Annotated in this window: 22 protein-coding genes and 1 riboswitch; of the genes, 11 read left to right on the top strand and 11 right to left on the bottom strand. The window is 53.5% G+C overall.

Annotated features, from left to right (window positions below):
* The first annotated feature begins 41 nt into the window (after positions 1–41).
* Complete coding sequence (locus M2407_RS08205; RefSeq protein WP_046373320.1) at positions 42–395, top strand: DUF1304 domain-containing protein; 354 nt, start codon at positions 42–44, stop codon at positions 393–395.
* A gap of 29 nt (positions 396–424) precedes the next feature.
* Here M2407_RS08205 and M2407_RS08200 read toward each other — a convergent pair whose 3' ends face one another.
* Positions 425–811 carry a helix-turn-helix domain-containing protein gene (locus M2407_RS08200; protein WP_041414657.1) on the bottom strand — a complete coding sequence of 129 codons (387 nt, stop codon included), beginning with the start codon at positions 809–811 and terminating at the stop codon, positions 425–427.
* Between the two features lie 457 nt (positions 812–1,268).
* Positions 1,269–1,481 (bottom strand): YccJ family protein, encoded by a 213-nt coding sequence (locus M2407_RS08195; protein ID WP_037419942.1) that lies wholly within the window; start codon positions 1,479–1,481, stop codon positions 1,269–1,271.
* 200 nt (positions 1,482–1,681) lie between these two features.
* Between M2407_RS08195 and M2407_RS08190 the strand changes: the two genes are divergently transcribed.
* The gene (locus tag M2407_RS08190; RefSeq protein WP_004945684.1) at positions 1,682–1,921 is read left to right on the top strand and encodes a DUF2766 family protein; all 240 of its coding nucleotides are present in this window, start codon (positions 1,682–1,684) and stop codon (positions 1,919–1,921) included.
* Between the two features lie 42 nt (positions 1,922–1,963).
* Here M2407_RS08190 and M2407_RS08185 read toward each other — a convergent pair whose 3' ends face one another.
* Positions 1,964–2,197, bottom strand: coding sequence for a YobH family protein (locus M2407_RS08185; RefSeq protein WP_020827312.1), 234 nt, complete (start codon positions 2,195–2,197; stop codon positions 1,964–1,966).
* 163 nt (positions 2,198–2,360) lie between these two features.
* Between M2407_RS08185 and M2407_RS08180 the strand changes: the two genes are divergently transcribed.
* Together M2407_RS08180 and M2407_RS08175 are read left to right on the top strand one after the other, a co-directional pair.
* A complete protein-coding gene (locus tag M2407_RS08180) occupies positions 2,361–2,519 on the top strand; it encodes a PhoP/PhoQ regulator MgrB (protein WP_044551945.1) in 159 nt (52 codons plus the stop codon).
* Between the two features lie 99 nt (positions 2,520–2,618).
* Positions 2,619–2,891 (top strand): YebO family protein, encoded by a 273-nt coding sequence (locus tag M2407_RS08175; RefSeq protein ID WP_020827311.1) that lies wholly within the window; start codon positions 2,619–2,621, stop codon positions 2,889–2,891.
* A gap of 49 nt (positions 2,892–2,940) precedes the next feature.
* Here M2407_RS08175 and fos read toward each other — a convergent pair whose 3' ends face one another.
* Positions 2,941–3,348, bottom strand: a complete 408-nt coding sequence (fos, locus tag M2407_RS08170) for a fosfomycin resistance glutathione transferase (protein ID WP_129982719.1) — start codon at positions 3,346–3,348, stop codon at positions 2,941–2,943.
* Positions 3,349–3,517: 169 nt separating this feature from the next.
* Here fos and M2407_RS08165 point away from each other — a divergent pair, with 169 nt between their 5' ends.
* From M2407_RS08165 to M2407_RS08155, 3 genes are all read left to right on the top strand, one after another.
* A complete protein-coding gene (locus M2407_RS08165; protein ID WP_020827309.1) occupies positions 3,518–3,832 on the top strand; it encodes a phage protein NinX family protein in 315 nt (104 codons plus the stop codon).
* A 67-nt stretch (positions 3,833–3,899) separates the two neighbouring features.
* A complete protein-coding gene (locus M2407_RS08160) occupies positions 3,900–4,136 on the top strand; it encodes a DUF4060 family protein (protein WP_020827308.1) in 237 nt (78 codons plus the stop codon).
* Positions 4,137–4,312: 176 nt separating this feature from the next.
* A complete protein-coding gene (locus tag M2407_RS08155) occupies positions 4,313–5,680 on the top strand; it encodes an amino acid permease (protein ID WP_048760154.1) in 1,368 nt (455 codons plus the stop codon).
* Between the two features lie 38 nt (positions 5,681–5,718).
* On the opposite strand, the gene M2407_RS08150 is transcribed toward M2407_RS08155, so the two are convergent.
* On the bottom strand, positions 5,719–6,009 hold the full coding sequence (locus M2407_RS08150; protein WP_020827306.1) for a hypothetical protein: 291 nt from the start codon (positions 6,007–6,009) through the stop codon (positions 5,719–5,721).
* A 222-nt stretch (positions 6,010–6,231) separates the two neighbouring features.
* On the opposite strand from M2407_RS08150, the gene M2407_RS08145 reads away from it, so the two are divergent.
* The 3 genes from M2407_RS08145 (at position 6,232) to cspE (ending at position 8,477) form a co-directional block, all read left to right on the top strand.
* Positions 6,232–7,230 carry an MBL fold metallo-hydrolase gene (locus tag M2407_RS08145; RefSeq protein ID WP_020827305.1) on the top strand — a complete coding sequence of 333 codons (999 nt, stop codon included), beginning with the start codon at positions 6,232–6,234 and terminating at the stop codon, positions 7,228–7,230.
* 879 nt (positions 7,231–8,109) lie between these two features.
* The gene (locus tag M2407_RS08140) at positions 8,110–8,226 is read left to right on the top strand and encodes a DUF2627 domain-containing protein (RefSeq protein ID WP_071593021.1); all 117 of its coding nucleotides are present in this window, start codon (positions 8,110–8,112) and stop codon (positions 8,224–8,226) included.
* Between the two features lie 41 nt (positions 8,227–8,267).
* Positions 8,268–8,477 carry a transcription antiterminator/RNA stability regulator CspE gene (gene cspE, locus M2407_RS08135; protein ID WP_002221949.1) on the top strand — a complete coding sequence of 70 codons (210 nt, stop codon included), beginning with the start codon at positions 8,268–8,270 and terminating at the stop codon, positions 8,475–8,477.
* A 52-nt stretch (positions 8,478–8,529) separates the two neighbouring features.
* On the opposite strand, the gene pgeF is transcribed toward cspE, so the two are convergent.
* Positions 8,530–9,246 carry a peptidoglycan editing factor PgeF gene (gene pgeF / locus M2407_RS08130; protein WP_259217548.1) on the bottom strand — a complete coding sequence of 239 codons (717 nt, stop codon included), beginning with the start codon at positions 9,244–9,246 and terminating at the stop codon, positions 8,530–8,532.
* Positions 9,247–9,388: 142 nt separating this feature from the next.
* Here pgeF and rlmA point away from each other — a divergent pair, with 142 nt between their 5' ends.
* Positions 9,389–10,210 (top strand): 23S rRNA (guanine(745)-N(1))-methyltransferase, encoded by an 822-nt coding sequence (gene rlmA, locus M2407_RS08125; protein WP_217331347.1) that lies wholly within the window; start codon positions 9,389–9,391, stop codon positions 10,208–10,210.
* Positions 10,211–10,310: 100 nt separating this feature from the next.
* Here rlmA and mntP read toward each other — a convergent pair whose 3' ends face one another.
* From mntP to manX, 5 genes are all read right to left on the bottom strand, one after another.
* The gene (gene mntP, locus M2407_RS08120; protein ID WP_041414651.1) at positions 10,311–10,880 is read right to left on the bottom strand and encodes a manganese efflux pump MntP; all 570 of its coding nucleotides are present in this window, start codon (positions 10,878–10,880) and stop codon (positions 10,311–10,313) included.
* 7 nt (positions 10,881–10,887) lie between these two features.
* Positions 10,888–11,075: riboswitch (yybP-ykoY riboswitch) on the bottom strand.
* Positions 11,076–11,296: 221 nt separating this feature from the next.
* Positions 11,297–11,755: a DUF986 family protein gene (locus tag M2407_RS08115; RefSeq protein ID WP_020827301.1), complete on the bottom strand. Its 459-nt coding sequence runs from the start codon at positions 11,753–11,755 to the stop codon at positions 11,297–11,299.
* Positions 11,756–11,809: 54 nt separating this feature from the next.
* Positions 11,810–12,652 carry a PTS mannose transporter subunit IID gene (locus M2407_RS08110; RefSeq protein ID WP_012145539.1) on the bottom strand — a complete coding sequence of 281 codons (843 nt, stop codon included), beginning with the start codon at positions 12,650–12,652 and terminating at the stop codon, positions 11,810–11,812.
* 15 nt (positions 12,653–12,667) lie between these two features.
* The gene (locus M2407_RS08105) at positions 12,668–13,468 is read right to left on the bottom strand and encodes a PTS mannose/fructose/sorbose transporter subunit IIC (RefSeq protein ID WP_017893113.1); all 801 of its coding nucleotides are present in this window, start codon (positions 13,466–13,468) and stop codon (positions 12,668–12,670) included.
* Positions 13,469–13,523: 55 nt separating this feature from the next.
* The gene (gene manX / locus M2407_RS08100) at positions 13,524–14,495 is read right to left on the bottom strand and encodes a PTS mannose transporter subunit IIAB (RefSeq protein ID WP_046373327.1); all 972 of its coding nucleotides are present in this window, start codon (positions 14,493–14,495) and stop codon (positions 13,524–13,526) included.
* Positions 14,496–15,062: the final 567 nt, after the last annotated feature.

Raw genomic sequence — 15,062 nt, 5'->3', positions numbered from 1 at the left:
TACTTATAAAACCCAATATCTGATTAACCCTGCTAATAACAATGATAATTCTTTCTAATATAGTGGTGTTGCTTATTGCAGCGATCCATTTGTATATCCTGATCCTGGAAATGTTCCTATGGCAGAAGCCTACCGGCAGGCGAGTGTTCGCCACCACCGCGGAGTTTGCTGCCGCCACGCGGGTGCTGGCGGCCAATCAAGGGTTATACAACGGTTTTCTGGCGGCGGGATTAGCCTGGGGCGTCTGGCGTGAGGAGCCGGCGGTGCAACTGTTCTTTCTTGGGTGTGTGCTGGTGGCGGGCGTGTTTGGTGGGCTGACCGCGAGCCGCAAGATTCTCCGTGTACAGGCGCTGCCCGCTCTGGTCGCTATTTTAGTGGTGCTGTGGGCACATTAGCCCGCCGTTAGCGGCGGCGGGAAAGAGAGTCAGGCGGTTTTTTGATGAATGACGTGCAGCGGCGGGGCGATATGCAGGTCGACGCTTAAATCCTGACGGAAATCATAAGGCGTGATGTTGAAGCGCTTTCTGAACATATAAGTGAAATGCGATTGCGAGCCAAAACCGAAATCCAGAGCGATGTCGAAGATGGAGGCGTCACTGGTGCGCAACTGGTAAACCGCCCCGGCCAATCTGCGTTCGCGAATATACTTACCGAGCGAAATCCCGGTCGCTTCTTTGAACAGCTTCTGCATGTGCCACAGGGAGTAGCCGGAATACTCGGCCAGCTCTTCAAGATGGATCACTCTTCCAAGGTGAGTTTCGACCCATTTACTGAGGGCGCAGACTAATGAGAGGTGGTGTTCTTGTATCATCAGTGCGTCTGTGTGAGATCTACATAGCGCTGAAGTATACACAACTTGCCGCCATGGACAAAAAGACCGCCGTCACCCAGGCGAAATTATTCGGAAAAACCATCGTCAAGCAGCTTGTCAGGCGGAAGGAAAAACGGCTAATCTGAGGTTGCCCGCTACCGCTGATATCGCAGTGGTTCTGGTCGCAAAGAATAACCGCCAAAGCAGAGTCAGCCGTGACAATTCAGCGTTGAAGGGGTGATCGCATGTTAATGACAGTGATTATTACTCTGGTTGTGATTGTGGGCGTTGCCGCTTTTATGGTGACGCCGGTGATGAGAATGAATAATGCGGAAGGTGTGGGAGGTGAAGAGCCGTGATTTCAGGGAACAACACGACCCCAAGTCGGGGTTGACCGAAAACCGAAAAAGCCTGGGCGCAGCAGTGACCCGGGCTTTTTATTGCTGAGTTGCGTGGATTAGACGTTTTTTCGCTCCACGGTTTCTTCGCCCCAGTACAGCTGGTCGGCACTGGTTTTGGCGAAAGCTATTTGCAACGCTTCGTCACTGCCTTCCTCCCAGATTTTTTGTGCCAGAACCTCATCGTTTTTTGCCAGCTCAAAAATTGCCTCCGCGATTTCAACCGAGGTTTCACGTACGGTTGCCCAGGATTTCACATTGTGATTTGCCATAACTTTCTCCTGTTGGGGTGTGGCTGAAGGATGCGCCGGTAAGCGCGTCGCTTAAACCTTAAGTATAGGCCAATACGGCCGGGCATTTTGGCACCCGATGCGCAATAACGTTGAAATTCAGCGGCAAACAACCTGGGGGCGGCAAAGCACCAGGTGACATGTTATTCTGTGCGGCGACTGAATCAAGAAGGAAAGTAATTATGTCAGACATGCTGAGCAACGATCAGGAATTGGCCTCCGACCTGGTTGCCTGCCAACTGGTAATCAAACAGATTCTGGATGTTATCGACGTTATCGCGCCGACCGAGGTGCGTGACAAGATGGCAAGCCAGCTGAAAAGCATCGATTTCTCCACTCATCCTGCCGGTGCCGATCCCGTGACCCGCAGGGCGATCGAAAAAGCGATTGCGCTGATTGAGATGAAGTTTACCCGCAACTGATGGGGGAAACCGTCGCCAGGCGACGGTTTCGGGCGGTGGTGATCAATCCACCACCGTTTCGACTTTTTTGAACAGCGGACAGTCGGCCACGCCAATGACGCCGTTGTCCCCGTGCAGATACTGAGCAATCACCACATTGCGTGCGGTCATATATTTACACTGCAACCCCAGGCCAGCCACGTTCTTGTTGCTGCCGACTAATACGCCGTATCCCGAAAACAAAAATACGCCATACACCACTGCCAGTAGCAGTAACCCCTTAATCAGCTTACTCATTATAACTCCCGTTTATTTATCGTCGTTGCGATATAGCCACGCGCCGACGCAGGCTGCAACGGTAACAATCTGAAAAGTCATCGTCAAAACGGTTTCTAAACGACAGGTTAAACTTCGTTTAAGTTAGCTGTGGTAGCATCACGAACAGATTATCAAGATAACAATGAGGCTGCTAAATTTGTTGCGAAAAAAAGTCCTCGTGATAGTGGCGTTCCTTGCGGCCTGTCTGTTTTTTTACCTGCTGGCGCTGGATAGCTACTGCGATGAGGGAGGCTCCTTTGCGTTGGGGGTGTGTTCCGTTACTCGTTTCATTCCCTGGTGAGATGCGCAGCGGTGCATAACAATTTACTATCAAGATGTTCGTGCCCGCACCCGGAGTGTTAAGATGTGCGCCTGTTTTTAGCAGTAGGTAGGGTTGTCCATGTACGATTTAGGTTTTGGTTCGAATAGCCTGCTTTCGCTGGCCCTCGCGGCGCTGGCGCTGTTGGTGGGATTATGGGTCTGGTTCCTGGTGAATCGTGCCAGTGTGCGTGCCAATGAACAGGTCCGTCTGCTGCAGGAAATTGCCGAGCAGCAGCGTCAGCAGACTGCATTATTGAAAAGCCTGGCGCAAAGCGCGCGTGGCGATAGCGTAATCGACGATGACGATCTCAGCCCGGCGCTGGATTTCAAAGGTTTTATCCCCGAGCGTTAATCAAACTTTCTGCCGGGTGGCATGCCCAAGTTTACGCCACCCGCATCGCTTAGAAAAACTCCATTCCCTGATAGGGCGCTGCGCGGCACGCCGCCAACCGACTGGCCAGGTCGCCGCCGTGAATTTCCAATTGGTGTCCGTCCGGATCAAGAAAGTACAGCGACGCCCCCTCGCTACGGTTAGTTTTCCACTCATCAACCCCTGCCTGGCGCAGCCGCGAAGCAACCTTGGCGAAATCTGCCGGCGCCACGCTGAACGCGTAATGGGTGTAATCCTTCGCTGAATTTACGGCTCGTGCGTCGTCCCATGACAAACACAGCCACAGCTCCCCCAGAGACAGGTAGGCGCCAGTTTGCCAGCGAGCATGTGGGACAAAACCCAACAGGTTGCTATAAAAATTGAAGCTGCGGTTGACGTCGCTGACTGCAAGCGTCAGATGGTTGAGGCCAGTTAACATGCCGGTATTCCTGCGCAACAAAACAGGGAAAAAGTGTAATCAGCGCCCAGGAAAAGATAAAGCCGAAAAAACATTAGTGGAGATAATGTGGAAAGCCCTCGCGTTGTCATAAATCTGTCGTATTGGCATCGTAATGTAGCGCCAACTCTACGAAAGATGGATAAAGCCGATGATTAAATGGTATGAAGAAAGCGACGCCGAGGTGAACCGCAGCATTGCGCTGATCACCGGAGAAAATCCGGACAAATGGTATCCCTACGGCGGTGTGAAAGGTAAAGACTATTGCAAGAATCCCTCCGATGCCTGGCCGATTATCTGCGCCAATAAAATCAGCCTGAATGCCGACAGCCAGGGCGACAACCCGCAGTGGCAGGCGCGTATGATCACCCAACGCGGCGAATGGCAGGCGGACAGCAGCAGCCCGCTGCGTGCGGCAATGATCTGCTTCCTGCTGAGCCAGCAAACCAACGAAATGGTCCGTTGAAACACCAGAATTACTGATGATTTTTCCCTTTTTATGACAACAGAACTGTCTCTGGCGGAGCCTGTTTATGAAGCGCATTATTAAAGGTGATAAAAACTTGTCTCATCTGGTGATTGCCCATGCGGCAATCGATCGTCATGCCGAAAGCTTTGGTCAGCGCCGACAGGGCTGGCCGTCAACCTACCTGATAAAATATCAAAACGATCGCGTGGCGGTAGAGGTGGTAACACGCCGCCAGTCCTACGTCGCCACGCTGATGATTGGTGCCCGCAACCTGACCAAACTTTGCGGTCTGTCCAGCTAAAAACCTGCCCTTACTGCCGTTAATCCCAGCATAAAATAGCGCCTTGGCCGACGTCGCCGGGGTGCTACTCCTTGATGCTCACGGGGTTAAGTGTTAAAAAGCCGCCCGCAGATACATTTATTGAATGGCGAAATCTTGTGCAACAGCGCCAGGTTCCCACGCCATATGAGGATAAGATGGGCGGTCAGCAGCAGGATACCCCGCTAAAACGCGGTTTAAAAAACAGACACATACAACTTATCGCCCTGGGCGGCGCTATTGGCACCGGCCTGTTTCTCGGCATTGCGCAGACCATTAAAATGGCCGGCCCATCGGTATTGCTGGGCTATGCCATCGGCGGATTCATTGCCTTCCTGATCATGCGCCAACTGGGGGAAATGGTGGTCGAGGAGCCGGTTGCCGGGTCGTTCAGCCACTTCGCTTATAAATATTGGGGCGATTTCGCCGGTTTTCTTTCCGGCTGGAACTACTGGGCGATGTTCATTTTGGTCGGTATGGCCGAACTGACCGCCGTCGGTATTTATATTCAGTACTGGTGGCCGGACATCCCAACCTGGGTTTCCGCCGCGGTATTTTTTGTCCTGATCAATTTGATCAACCTGGTCAATGTCCGACTGTATGGCGAGACCGAGTTTTGGTTTGCCATCATCAAGGTGGTGGCGATCGTCGGTATGATCCTGTTTGGTGCCTGGCTGCTGGCCAGCGGCAACGGCGGTCCGCAAGCCAGCCTCAACAACCTGTGGGAGCAGGGGGGCTTTATGCCGCACGGCATCAGCGGGCTGGTGATGGCGATGGCGGTGATCATGTTCTCGTTCGGCGGCCTGGAGATGGTCGGCATCACTGCGGCCGAAGCCGCCGATCCGCGCCGCAGCATCCCCAAGGCCACCAATCAGGTGGTGTACCGCATCCTGATTTTTTATATCGGTTCGCTAACGGTCCTGCTGTCGCTTTATCCGTGGGACAAAGTGGTGGAAGGCGGTAGCCCGTTCGTGATGATTTTCCATGCGTTGGACAGCAGCCTGGTGGCGACCCTGCTTAACGTGGTGGTCCTGACGGCAGCGCTGTCGGTGTACAACAGCGGCGTCTATGCCAACAGCCGCATGCTGTTCGGCCTGGCTACGCAGGGCAATGCGCCCAAGGCGTTGACGCGGGTGAACAAGCGCGGCGTGCCGGTGCTGTCGATTGCGCTGTCGGCGCTGGTGACCTCTGTCGGTGTACTGATCAACTATGTGATGCCCGGCAAGGCGTTTGAATTGCTGATGGCGCTGGTGGTGTCCACGCTGGTGATCAACTGGGTGATGATTTGCCTGGCGCATTTACGCTTCCGCGCGGCGAAAAACCGTCAGGGCGTGATCCCGAGCTTCAAGGCGTTGTGGTACCCGTTCGGCAACTATTTGTGCCTGGTGTTCCTCAGTCTAATCCTGGTCATCATGTATTTCAGCGAGGGGATCCGTATCTCGGTGTTGCTGATGCCGGTGTGGATCTTGCTGTTGTGGGTAGGGTTCAAGCTGACGCGCCGCAAGGGCGCTAACGTTCGGCGTTAAGGTTTAACGGAGGCGCGTTTTGCGCCTCCCATTTTCATTTAGCCGCGTGGCATAAAGGCATTGCCCGGTGCGGAGCGGCCCAACCCCAACAGCTTCCTGCACAGCAGGAATACCGTGGTGATGACATCGATAGCGACCACGCTAAGCATCAATACGGCCAGCATGAAAAAACTCACCATCGCGCCAAACAACAGCACCAGGGGTGCCGGCACGCGTACGCGGCGCAGTTTCATCGCGACATACATTTTCCAATACTGCATCTGTGCCAGCATCGCGCTACGGATACGGCCCATGCGAACACGTGATTTGCGTGATGTAGAACGGCTCATAACTTCTCCTTTTCTGAATGTCCTATAAGTAAAACACAAGGATCTTAAGAGATGCTTAACAGGCTCTAGGCGGCCCTGGCATTCTCACAGGGATTGTGACACCACATTAGGCAAAAAGGTCCCCCCTGAGGTGAGCACAGTTCACAAAGCGCACCAATCGTCTATTTTGTTATGTTATCGAAACTGCCCGTGCAGGGTGTCCGCAGTGGTCGGGAGAGCAACTTGAAGATAACCAATCGTTACTATGATGCCGGCAAAGCGCACCATACGCCGCAAGGGTTTCGTAACCCGGAGCCTACTCTGCGCCGGGAAGGGGATTTGAAGCGCTGGCAGGATGAGCGCAAGCAGCAGGGCCTGCCCAAGCCGCCGCAAATGGGATACCAACAGTTTACCCAACGCTGGTGGCAGCAGGCCGACCTCAGCGGCAGTGACAACGGTATCTGGTGGTTGGGGCATGCCTCAATGCTGCTGCGTCTTGAAGGGCGTTACATTCTGATTGACCCGGTGTTGTCGCAGCGCGCATCGCCGTTGAGTTTTTATGGCCCAAAGCGCAAGACCCCAACGCCGCTGACGGTGCAGCAGTTACCGACGGTGGACGTGGTATTGATCTCGCATAACCATTATGACCATCTCGATCGGCGCACCATCAGGCAGTTGGCGCGTCGTTTTCCGCACGCGACCTTTATCGTCCCGTTGGGGCTGAAAAGTTGGTTCCGTCGCTATCGCCTGCAACGGGTCGAGGAGCTGGACTGGTGGGATAGCCTGCAGTTGGGTGACCTGACGTTTCACAGTACGCCGGCGCGCCACTGGAGTATGCGCACCCTGTGGGACCGCAATCGCTCTTTATGGTGCGGTTGGGTAATTCATCATCCGGCACTTCGATTCTATTTTTCGGGCGACAGCGGCTATTCGGAGCGGCTGGCGGACATTGGCGCGCGTTTAGGGCCTTTCGACGTGGCGGCGTTGCCGATAGGCGCTTATGCACCACGTTGGTTCATGCAGGAACAACATATGGATCCGCAACAGTCGGTGACGCTGTATCAGCAATTAAATGCGCCGCAGGTCATTCCAATCCATTGGGGTGTTTTTGAATTAGCCGATGAGTCATTGGATGAGCCGCCGCAGCAATTAAAACTGGCGTTGAGTTCGGCCGGGATAGAGCAACACCGGTTCCGGCCAATTAAAATTGGTGAGCGCATTCTGCTTGAACCTAACTCTTAAGCGTTAATTCGTGGCAAGCGGGGCTGGCGTCGCCCCCGTAGCCGTCCGCAAGCCAGTCCCACCGCAGGTTGTAGCGATGTGGGCAGCTTGCCGGACGGCAATATCCACAACCTGGCCTAACCGGTTGACTTGAATAGGGTAGCGGCGCGACAAAAGATAAAATAAATACGTCAACTCGCAATTGCTCTTGATCGCATAAATACCCGCTCGGTTTTTAAGATTTAATTTCGCTATAGGTTCGCACTGACCTCAAGGTTATTGGCGTTATTTAACGGCGTAACGGAGGATGTATTTCTCTGTGGATGCACGACCACGGTGCGTAAATTCTGATTTTGCATGCTTATGCACCCAAAAGTGGCACGCTATTTGATTTTCATGGTAGGGCTTGGGTTGCATAAATTATGGTCAGTTGGCGAGCGTGGCAATAATTTACCCTGGTATTATTGTACTGTTGCAGGCGGAGGGATTGCCGAAGAGTGGGCTATGCCAGCGTTGAGCCGTCCGGATGGCAACCCAATGGTCGGATCAGCCGGTCTCCAATACGCCCGTTCATCGATATTCAAATGTCGTATAAGAAATTCCATAAAGATTCAAATTTTTTAACGTTCTAAGCGTCTGGCTGGGGTTATATGTTGCAACATTCATGAGTCAATCGGATGAAAGAATTGTTAAAATTCAGTCAGGATGCGGAGTGTAGCGCAGTGTAAGTGTTAAGCAGAAAATAGCTAAGGCTTCAACATCTTTTAGCCTATTTAAGCTTATATTGCTCTCGACCGTTTCAAATATGTGCGACAGCTCCATCAGTGATTAAAAATGGCTTGCCATCGAATACAGAGTATGTGATAACGCATCTGGGTAAAACGAGGTACAGTTCTGTATATGTGTGGCATTTTCAGTAAAGAAGTTCTGAGTAAAAACGTTAGCGTTGAATACCGCTTCTCTGCCGATCCTTATCTTAGTGCCTCAAGCAGTAACGACTCTAGTTTGTCTATGTAACGCCTACGGGCGGTTTAAACAATCCAAAGGAAATACTCAAGATGGCAAAGATCAAAGGTCAAGTTAAGTGGTTCAACGAATCTAAAGGTTTCGGTTTCATCACTCCAGCTGACGGCAGCAAAGACGTGTTCGTACACTTCTCTGCAATCCAGGGTAACGGCTTCAAAACCCTGGCTGAAGGCCAGAACGTTGAGTTCGAAATCCAAGATGGCCAGAAAGGCCCATCTGCAGTAAACGTTACTGCAATCTAATCAGCGTCAGCTGTACAAAAAACCCGCCTTGGTGCGGGTTTTTTCGTTTCTGTTATTCGCCGGTGATAATAATGGCCGCGTACTGGTTGCGTCCGGTGATGCCAGGGTGGGTGGGATCCTGTTCGCGACGGTGACTGTTGCGCCGATAGCTGGTGTATTTAAAGCGCTGTGGCTGGAGCGGGTCGGTATTTGGCGTGCAGATAGTGCAACTGCCGGCACGGTCCACGGCGGCGAACCCCAGCTCGCGAAGTTTGGATTCGGCGATTGCGGCCAGATCCAGGTGACGATAGTGGGGGCTGATTAAGCTGGCGGGCAGCGGCAACTGCTGTTTGAACCGTTCGACCAGCTCTTCGTTCACCTCATAACAGCATGGGCCGGCCGCAGGGCCGATGGACGCAACCCAGTTGGTGGTTGAGTCATCTTGTGCGATACGCGCCGCCAGCTGCTCCAGAACGCCATCCAGCAGCCCACGCCAGCCGGCATGCACGGCTGCAATGGCCGAGCCGTCATGGCGGCTGAAAATCACCGGCAGGCAGTCTGCCGTTAACACGCTGAGCAGAATGCCCGGTTGGCTGGTATAGAACCCATCGGCCTCACCGCACGCCTGTGCTGCCTGCGTTACGTCGACAATGCGCGTGCCGTGTACCTGTTTTTTTTCCGGCAAGGTGGCGCGGTAGGGCTGCAGATGCCCAGGCAGCAACGCGCTCTTGTTGCCGAAACCGTGTCGAATAGCGGGAACGCGGTTGAGAAGCGGGGAATAGTCGGTCATAAACGTCTTTACCTGCGTCAGAAAACTTAGCGTCAGTGTAGTCAGTTTTTTTCCTGCTTGGCTAGCCCCCATGGGATGCGCCTTGCATCACACAGAAGCCTTCTTTAGACTAGCCGCGCCGTATCTCTCTGGAACCCAAGCCATGTCTTATCAGTGCCCTCTGTGCCATCAGCCGCTTCATTTTTCCTCACCGCAATGGCGTTGCGACGCTAACCATCAGTTTGACTGCGCCAAAGAGGGCTACGTCAACCTGCTGCCGGTACAGCACAAGCGTTCGAAGCAACCCGGCGACAGTACGGAAATGATGCAGGCGCGGCGCGCGTTCCTGGATGGCGGTTTTTATCGGCCTTTGCAGCAGCGGGTAGCCGAGCTGTTGGATGAGGCGCTGGCACCCGACGCACAGGCGCTGCTGGATATCGGCTGCGGCGAGGGGTACTACACGGCGGAAGTGGCTGCCCGATTGACGCAACAACGCAATATGACCCTGTATGGGCTGGATGTCGCCAAGGTGGCGATCCGCTATGCGGCCAAGCGTTATCCTGCGGTGTCATTCTGCGTAGCGTCGAGCCATCGTCTGCCGTTCGCCGATGCATCTTTAGACGCCATTCTGCGTATTTATGCGCCCTGCAAGGCGGAAGAACTGGCCCGGGTGGTGAAACCCGGTGGCGTCGTGGTGACTGTATCGCCTGGTCCACGCCATCTGTATCAGTTAAAAGAGCAGGTTTATCAGCAGGTGCAACTGCATGCTGAACAGAATGAGCAGTTCGCAGGCTTTGACTGTGAGCGGGTCGAATCGCTGGCCTACCCGATGACGCTGCCGGGCGAGCAGGCGGCCAATCTGCTGCAGATGACGCCTTTTGCCTGGCGGGCCTCTCCGGAGGTCCAGCAGCGCCTGAGTGCCAGTGAGACCTTCCTCTGCGAAACAGATTTCGTTATTGCGCTCTATCGCCGCCGGCATGCTTAATGCCGCCCGACAGTGTGCGGGCCAGCGATGACCTGACCAACTAAGGTGGGCAGAAACAAAAAACCTGCCGTTGGCAGGTTTTTCTTTGGGTGCTGTCGGTTCAGGCGAGGTAGCCCAAATGCTCCAGCAGAATATTGACGCCGATGGCGATCAGCACCACGCCGCCAAGGATCTCGGCACGTTTACCGAGTAATGGCCCAATAAAGCGGCCAATCATCATGCCCAGCGTCGCCATAATCATGGTGGCCATGCCGATCGCCATGGCGGTGTGCACAATGTTCACCTGTAGGAAGGCCAGGCCAACGCCGATAGCCATAGCATCCAGACTGGTGGCGATAGCCGTGGCCACCAGCAGCCAGAATCCGTGACGCTTCACTTTCTCTTCTTCTTCAGGGCGGTTTCTGACGCCTTCGACAATCATGCGCATACCGAGAATAAACAGCAGCGAGAAGGCGACCCAGTGATCCCACTCCATGATGTATTGACTGGCGAACAGGCCGATGCCCCAACCGATAATCGGCGTAATGGCTTCAACCACGCCGAAGATGAGTCCGGTGCGTAGCGCTTCACGAAAACGGGGCTGATGCAGGCTGGCACCTTTGCCGATCGATGCGGCAAACGCATCCATAGACATGCCAAAAGCGAGAATGAGAGTAGCTGACAAGTTCATGTAAAATAGCCTCGGCCGGGCGGCTCCATATACACGTAACCCACCCCCAACCATACGACGGAGTTACGTGTCTATGGTCTCGCCAACCTTACCTGGCTGCCCGCACCACGTTTTAATGATTAAAACGAGTATGTTGATACGGGCGTTTCTGGCGTTTAATTGTCCAGAAACCGGCTACTCCCCAATGACGGCGCAACCATACCATATTATTTCCGTTGGCAACAACCCTTATTCCCCATGGATATTTATTTGGAATTGATAATTATTTTCATTAATAAAATATGCAAGACGGAATATAATGTAGGCGAGTGCAATAATGTTGCATAAATAATAATCAGGTAGCCTTATGCGCTGGCGATTAATTATCCACATTCAGCGCATGGCGAGAACAGAGGTTCTGTTGAGGTTATTTTTAATCACTGATTTTCAACAAAAAAGTGATATATTTTTTCCAGATCGTCTAATTGCGTGACCTGGATCAGCAGTCTGCGCCGCTCCAGATCGATGACCAGAATGCCATCCTCGGATAAATTCATGGCCTTAATGCGGTTATATTCGATAAACGCATTGGCATAAAAGAAACCCTGCGCTTTAAACAACATCTTGGGCCAGCGAATATAGGATATGTAGACGGCGATCAGTGCTAAAGAAATAAGCAGATAGGTGGTTAATGCAGCACCCTGTGTCGTGACATTACGATAAATCAGAATGGCAATCAGACCGACAAAGATCAGACAATCAATCCGGTTACGTCGTTTTAGCTGTACCTTGAGCAGCGTTTTGCCCTTCAGCAGGTTCATCCCGAATTCGTCGTAAATCGCATACACCAGCATCAGCGCGGTGAAAATCAGTAATACGCCATCGGTCAGCGACATCTTTCAACTCCACAAATAAAAAAACCGGGGGTTTCCCCCCGGCTGATAATCGTCTTACAGGCCCAGCAGGCCAACCCAGTAACCAAAGATACCGATGGCGAAGAAGCCGATGATAATCCACAGCGCATTCACTTTCCTGCGCAGCAGCCACATACAGCCAAAGGTCAGTAGTAACGGCACCAGGCCCGGCATCAACTGGTCGAGGATAGTCTGCACCGTGGTCACCGTGGTATGCCCGGTCTGGTCGGTGATTTTAGACACCACCAGCGGGATATTCACGTGCGTCCACTTGTTAACCAATGCCCCCATGACAAACAGGCCGAGAATCGACGCTCCTTCCGTCAGTTTTTGCAGGAAGCCGCCGCCCATGTCGTTAACGATATCCACCCCTTTGCGATAGCCGTAGGCCACGCCGTAATAGCGGGTCAACAGGCGCACCAGGTTGAACAGGACGAAGAATAAAATCGGACCCAGCAGGCTGCCGCTCATGGCGATACCGGCACCAAGCGCGGCGAATACCGGACGAACGGTCCCCCAGAAAATCGGGTCGCCTACGCCGGCCAGAGGCCCCATCAAGCCGACCTTGATGCCGTTGATTGCCGCATCGTCGATCGGCGCGCCGTTAGCGCGTTGCTCTTCCATTGCCATGGTCACGCCAAGCACCGGCGCCGCCACGTAAGGGTGGGTGTTGAAGAACTCCAGATGGCGTTTAATCGCTTGTTTGCGATCGTCGTTATTTTCCGGGTACAGGCGACGGATCACCGGCACCATGGAGAAGCAAAAACCCAGCGCCTGCATACGTTCGAAGTTCCATGAACCCTGGAACAGGTTCGAACGCATAAACACACCGCGAATATCGGCTGGCGTGAGTTTCTTTTGAGCTGTTGTATCAACCATTTCTCTCACCTATTCCTAGTCCAGTTCGTTATCGAGGTCGTTGGCGTTAGCCGGGCCGGCTTGCACAACTTGTGACTTGTTGTATTTCGGGCTGAGCTGGATATACAGCACGGCCATCACCACGCCGATAACGCCGAGCGCGACCAGGTTAAAGTTGGTGAAGGCGGCGGTAACGAAGCCGAGGTAGAAGAATGGCATCAGATAACCGGCACGCATCATGTTGATCACCATGGCGTAACCGACCACCACGATCATTCCGCCGGCGATGTTCAGGCCGCTGGTGACGACTTCCGGGATCGAGTTAAGCAGCGCGTGAACGCCAGAGGTGCCGACCGAGATAGCGACGATAACCGCTGGGATAGCGATACGCATCGCCTGCAACAGCAGGGCGGAAATATGCAACCAGGTGATGGCGCGTAAACTGCCGCGTTCTGCCGCGCTGTCCGCTGCGTGCTGGAAGGCGACGGTCAGGGTACGCACGATGATGGTCAGAACTTGTCCGGCTGCCGCCAGCGGGATGGCCAGGGCGATACCGGCACCGACGCTTTGTCCGCCGGCAATAACCAAAATGGTGGAAATGATGGACGCCAATGCCGCATCTGGCGCAACCGCCGCACCGATGTTCATCCAGCCCAGGGCGATCATCTCCAGCGTACCGCCGATGATGATACCGGTTTTCATATCACCGAGGATAAAACCGATCAGGGTACAGGCGACCAGCGGACGGTGAAATTGAAACTCGTCAAGAACGGAACCCATCCCGGCGATACAGGCAACGATAAATATCAGTACAATCTGAAGAGTGGTAATCTCCATTGCACTTCTCCTATGACCAAAGATCTCTGAGTAAAATAATTACTGGCTGTCGCCATTAATTGAGTTTGTTAATCAGGTCCATCATTTTTAACCGGCTGTCGGACGAGACTTTACGCACTTCCAATTCAATACCGCGCTCGTTTAATTTCTTAAACGCTTCGATATCTTTTTCGTCAACCGACACGGCATTGTTCACCTGCGTTTTGCCCTGGCGGAACGCCATGCCACCGATATTCACCGACTTGATATCCACACCGGCTTCCACCAGGCGCCAGACGTCGGTCGGATTGGTAAACAGCAACATGACGCGATCGCCAGCGTATTTCGGGTTGTTCCACACGCGAATGGCTTTCGCTACGTCAACCACGTGTGCGGTGACGCCCGGCGGGGCAACCTGGGTCAGCAAGGTTTTGCGGACGTGGTCGGCGGCAACTTCGTCGCTGACCACGATAATGCGGCTGACGTCGGTTTCCTTGGTCCAGCGGGTCGCTACCTGGCCGTGGATCAGGCGGTCATCGATACGGGCCAGGCCGATTTTCATATGGTCATTGGGCCCCAGCGGCGCTTGTGGGGCAGCGGGTTTGGCGGCGGGAGAACTCTGCGGTGCCGCGGGCTTAACACTCTCTTCTGCCGGTTTTTTCAGCGCTTTCACGCCCTCACGGCCGGTTTCCAACGCCAGGGCGACCAATTCGTCGAAGCTGGGGTTGTCGTCTCGTGCCATGAAGGTTTCCACCAGCATGGGAATGTTAACCCCGGTGACGACCTCATAATTTTCTTTATCGACGGCGATGCGGCTGGCCGCATTGAACGGGCTGCCGCCCCAGGTATCCACCAGGAACAGGACGCCACCGCTGGTGTCGAGTCCGCTGATTTTCCCGTTGTATTTCTCGATTAACGTTTCGGCATTTTCTCCGGGGACGAAATCTATAAAAGCGACGTTGTCCTGTTCGCCCAATAGCATCTCCGTCGTTTTCAGCAATTGTTCCGCTGCGGTCCCGTGTGTGCCGATGATAATAGCTATTGCCACTCGCTACCTCCTCATTGAACTTCGTGCACGGATTGTGTCGGTCTTTAGTTCATTTGCTTCCTGGCAGTCACTTCCGCGGTTCAGATACATTATGGTAGAAATCTGGAAACCCGCTCTTAACATTTCTCGCGCAGTTTCAAATGCCTGTGCGCGTTGTTCCACGTTAGCGCCATTTATTTTAGTGAGTGAAAAAATAAATTTTGTGACGTTGCTCTGTTATTGAGCGCTCGGATAAGTCCTAACGCAGCGTTTGAGGAATTAAACAACAGAGCTGTTACAAGAGAATGCAGAAGGTAAAAAAGCTTCTTTGCCGGCTAAAAATTTCCTGCTAGAGTATTTCCTCTTTCATATTTAGGAGTGAAGGGCCTCAGCCCACCCTATGGACTGTCACCGAAGTTACTGTTTTTCAAGGTTCCACCCGCCACCTGCTGGCGTTGCAAACATCACACGGCCGCTCGGCCATTCCCCGGTACTACAATCCCGTTATCTTGCTGTTGTTGTCAGCGCTAATCCTGCGTCGGCATTCTCACGCCTGAGCACCGCTCGGCAATCCTGTCTTTTTTTCGG

Source organism: Serratia sp. BIGb0234 (genome assembly GCF_024809915.1).
GTDB classification, from domain to species: Bacteria; Pseudomonadota; Gammaproteobacteria; order Enterobacterales; family Enterobacteriaceae; genus Serratia; species Serratia liquefaciens.
The sequence above is the reverse complement of the archived record's forward strand: the minus strand, read 5'-3'. Positions and strand labels throughout refer to the sequence as shown.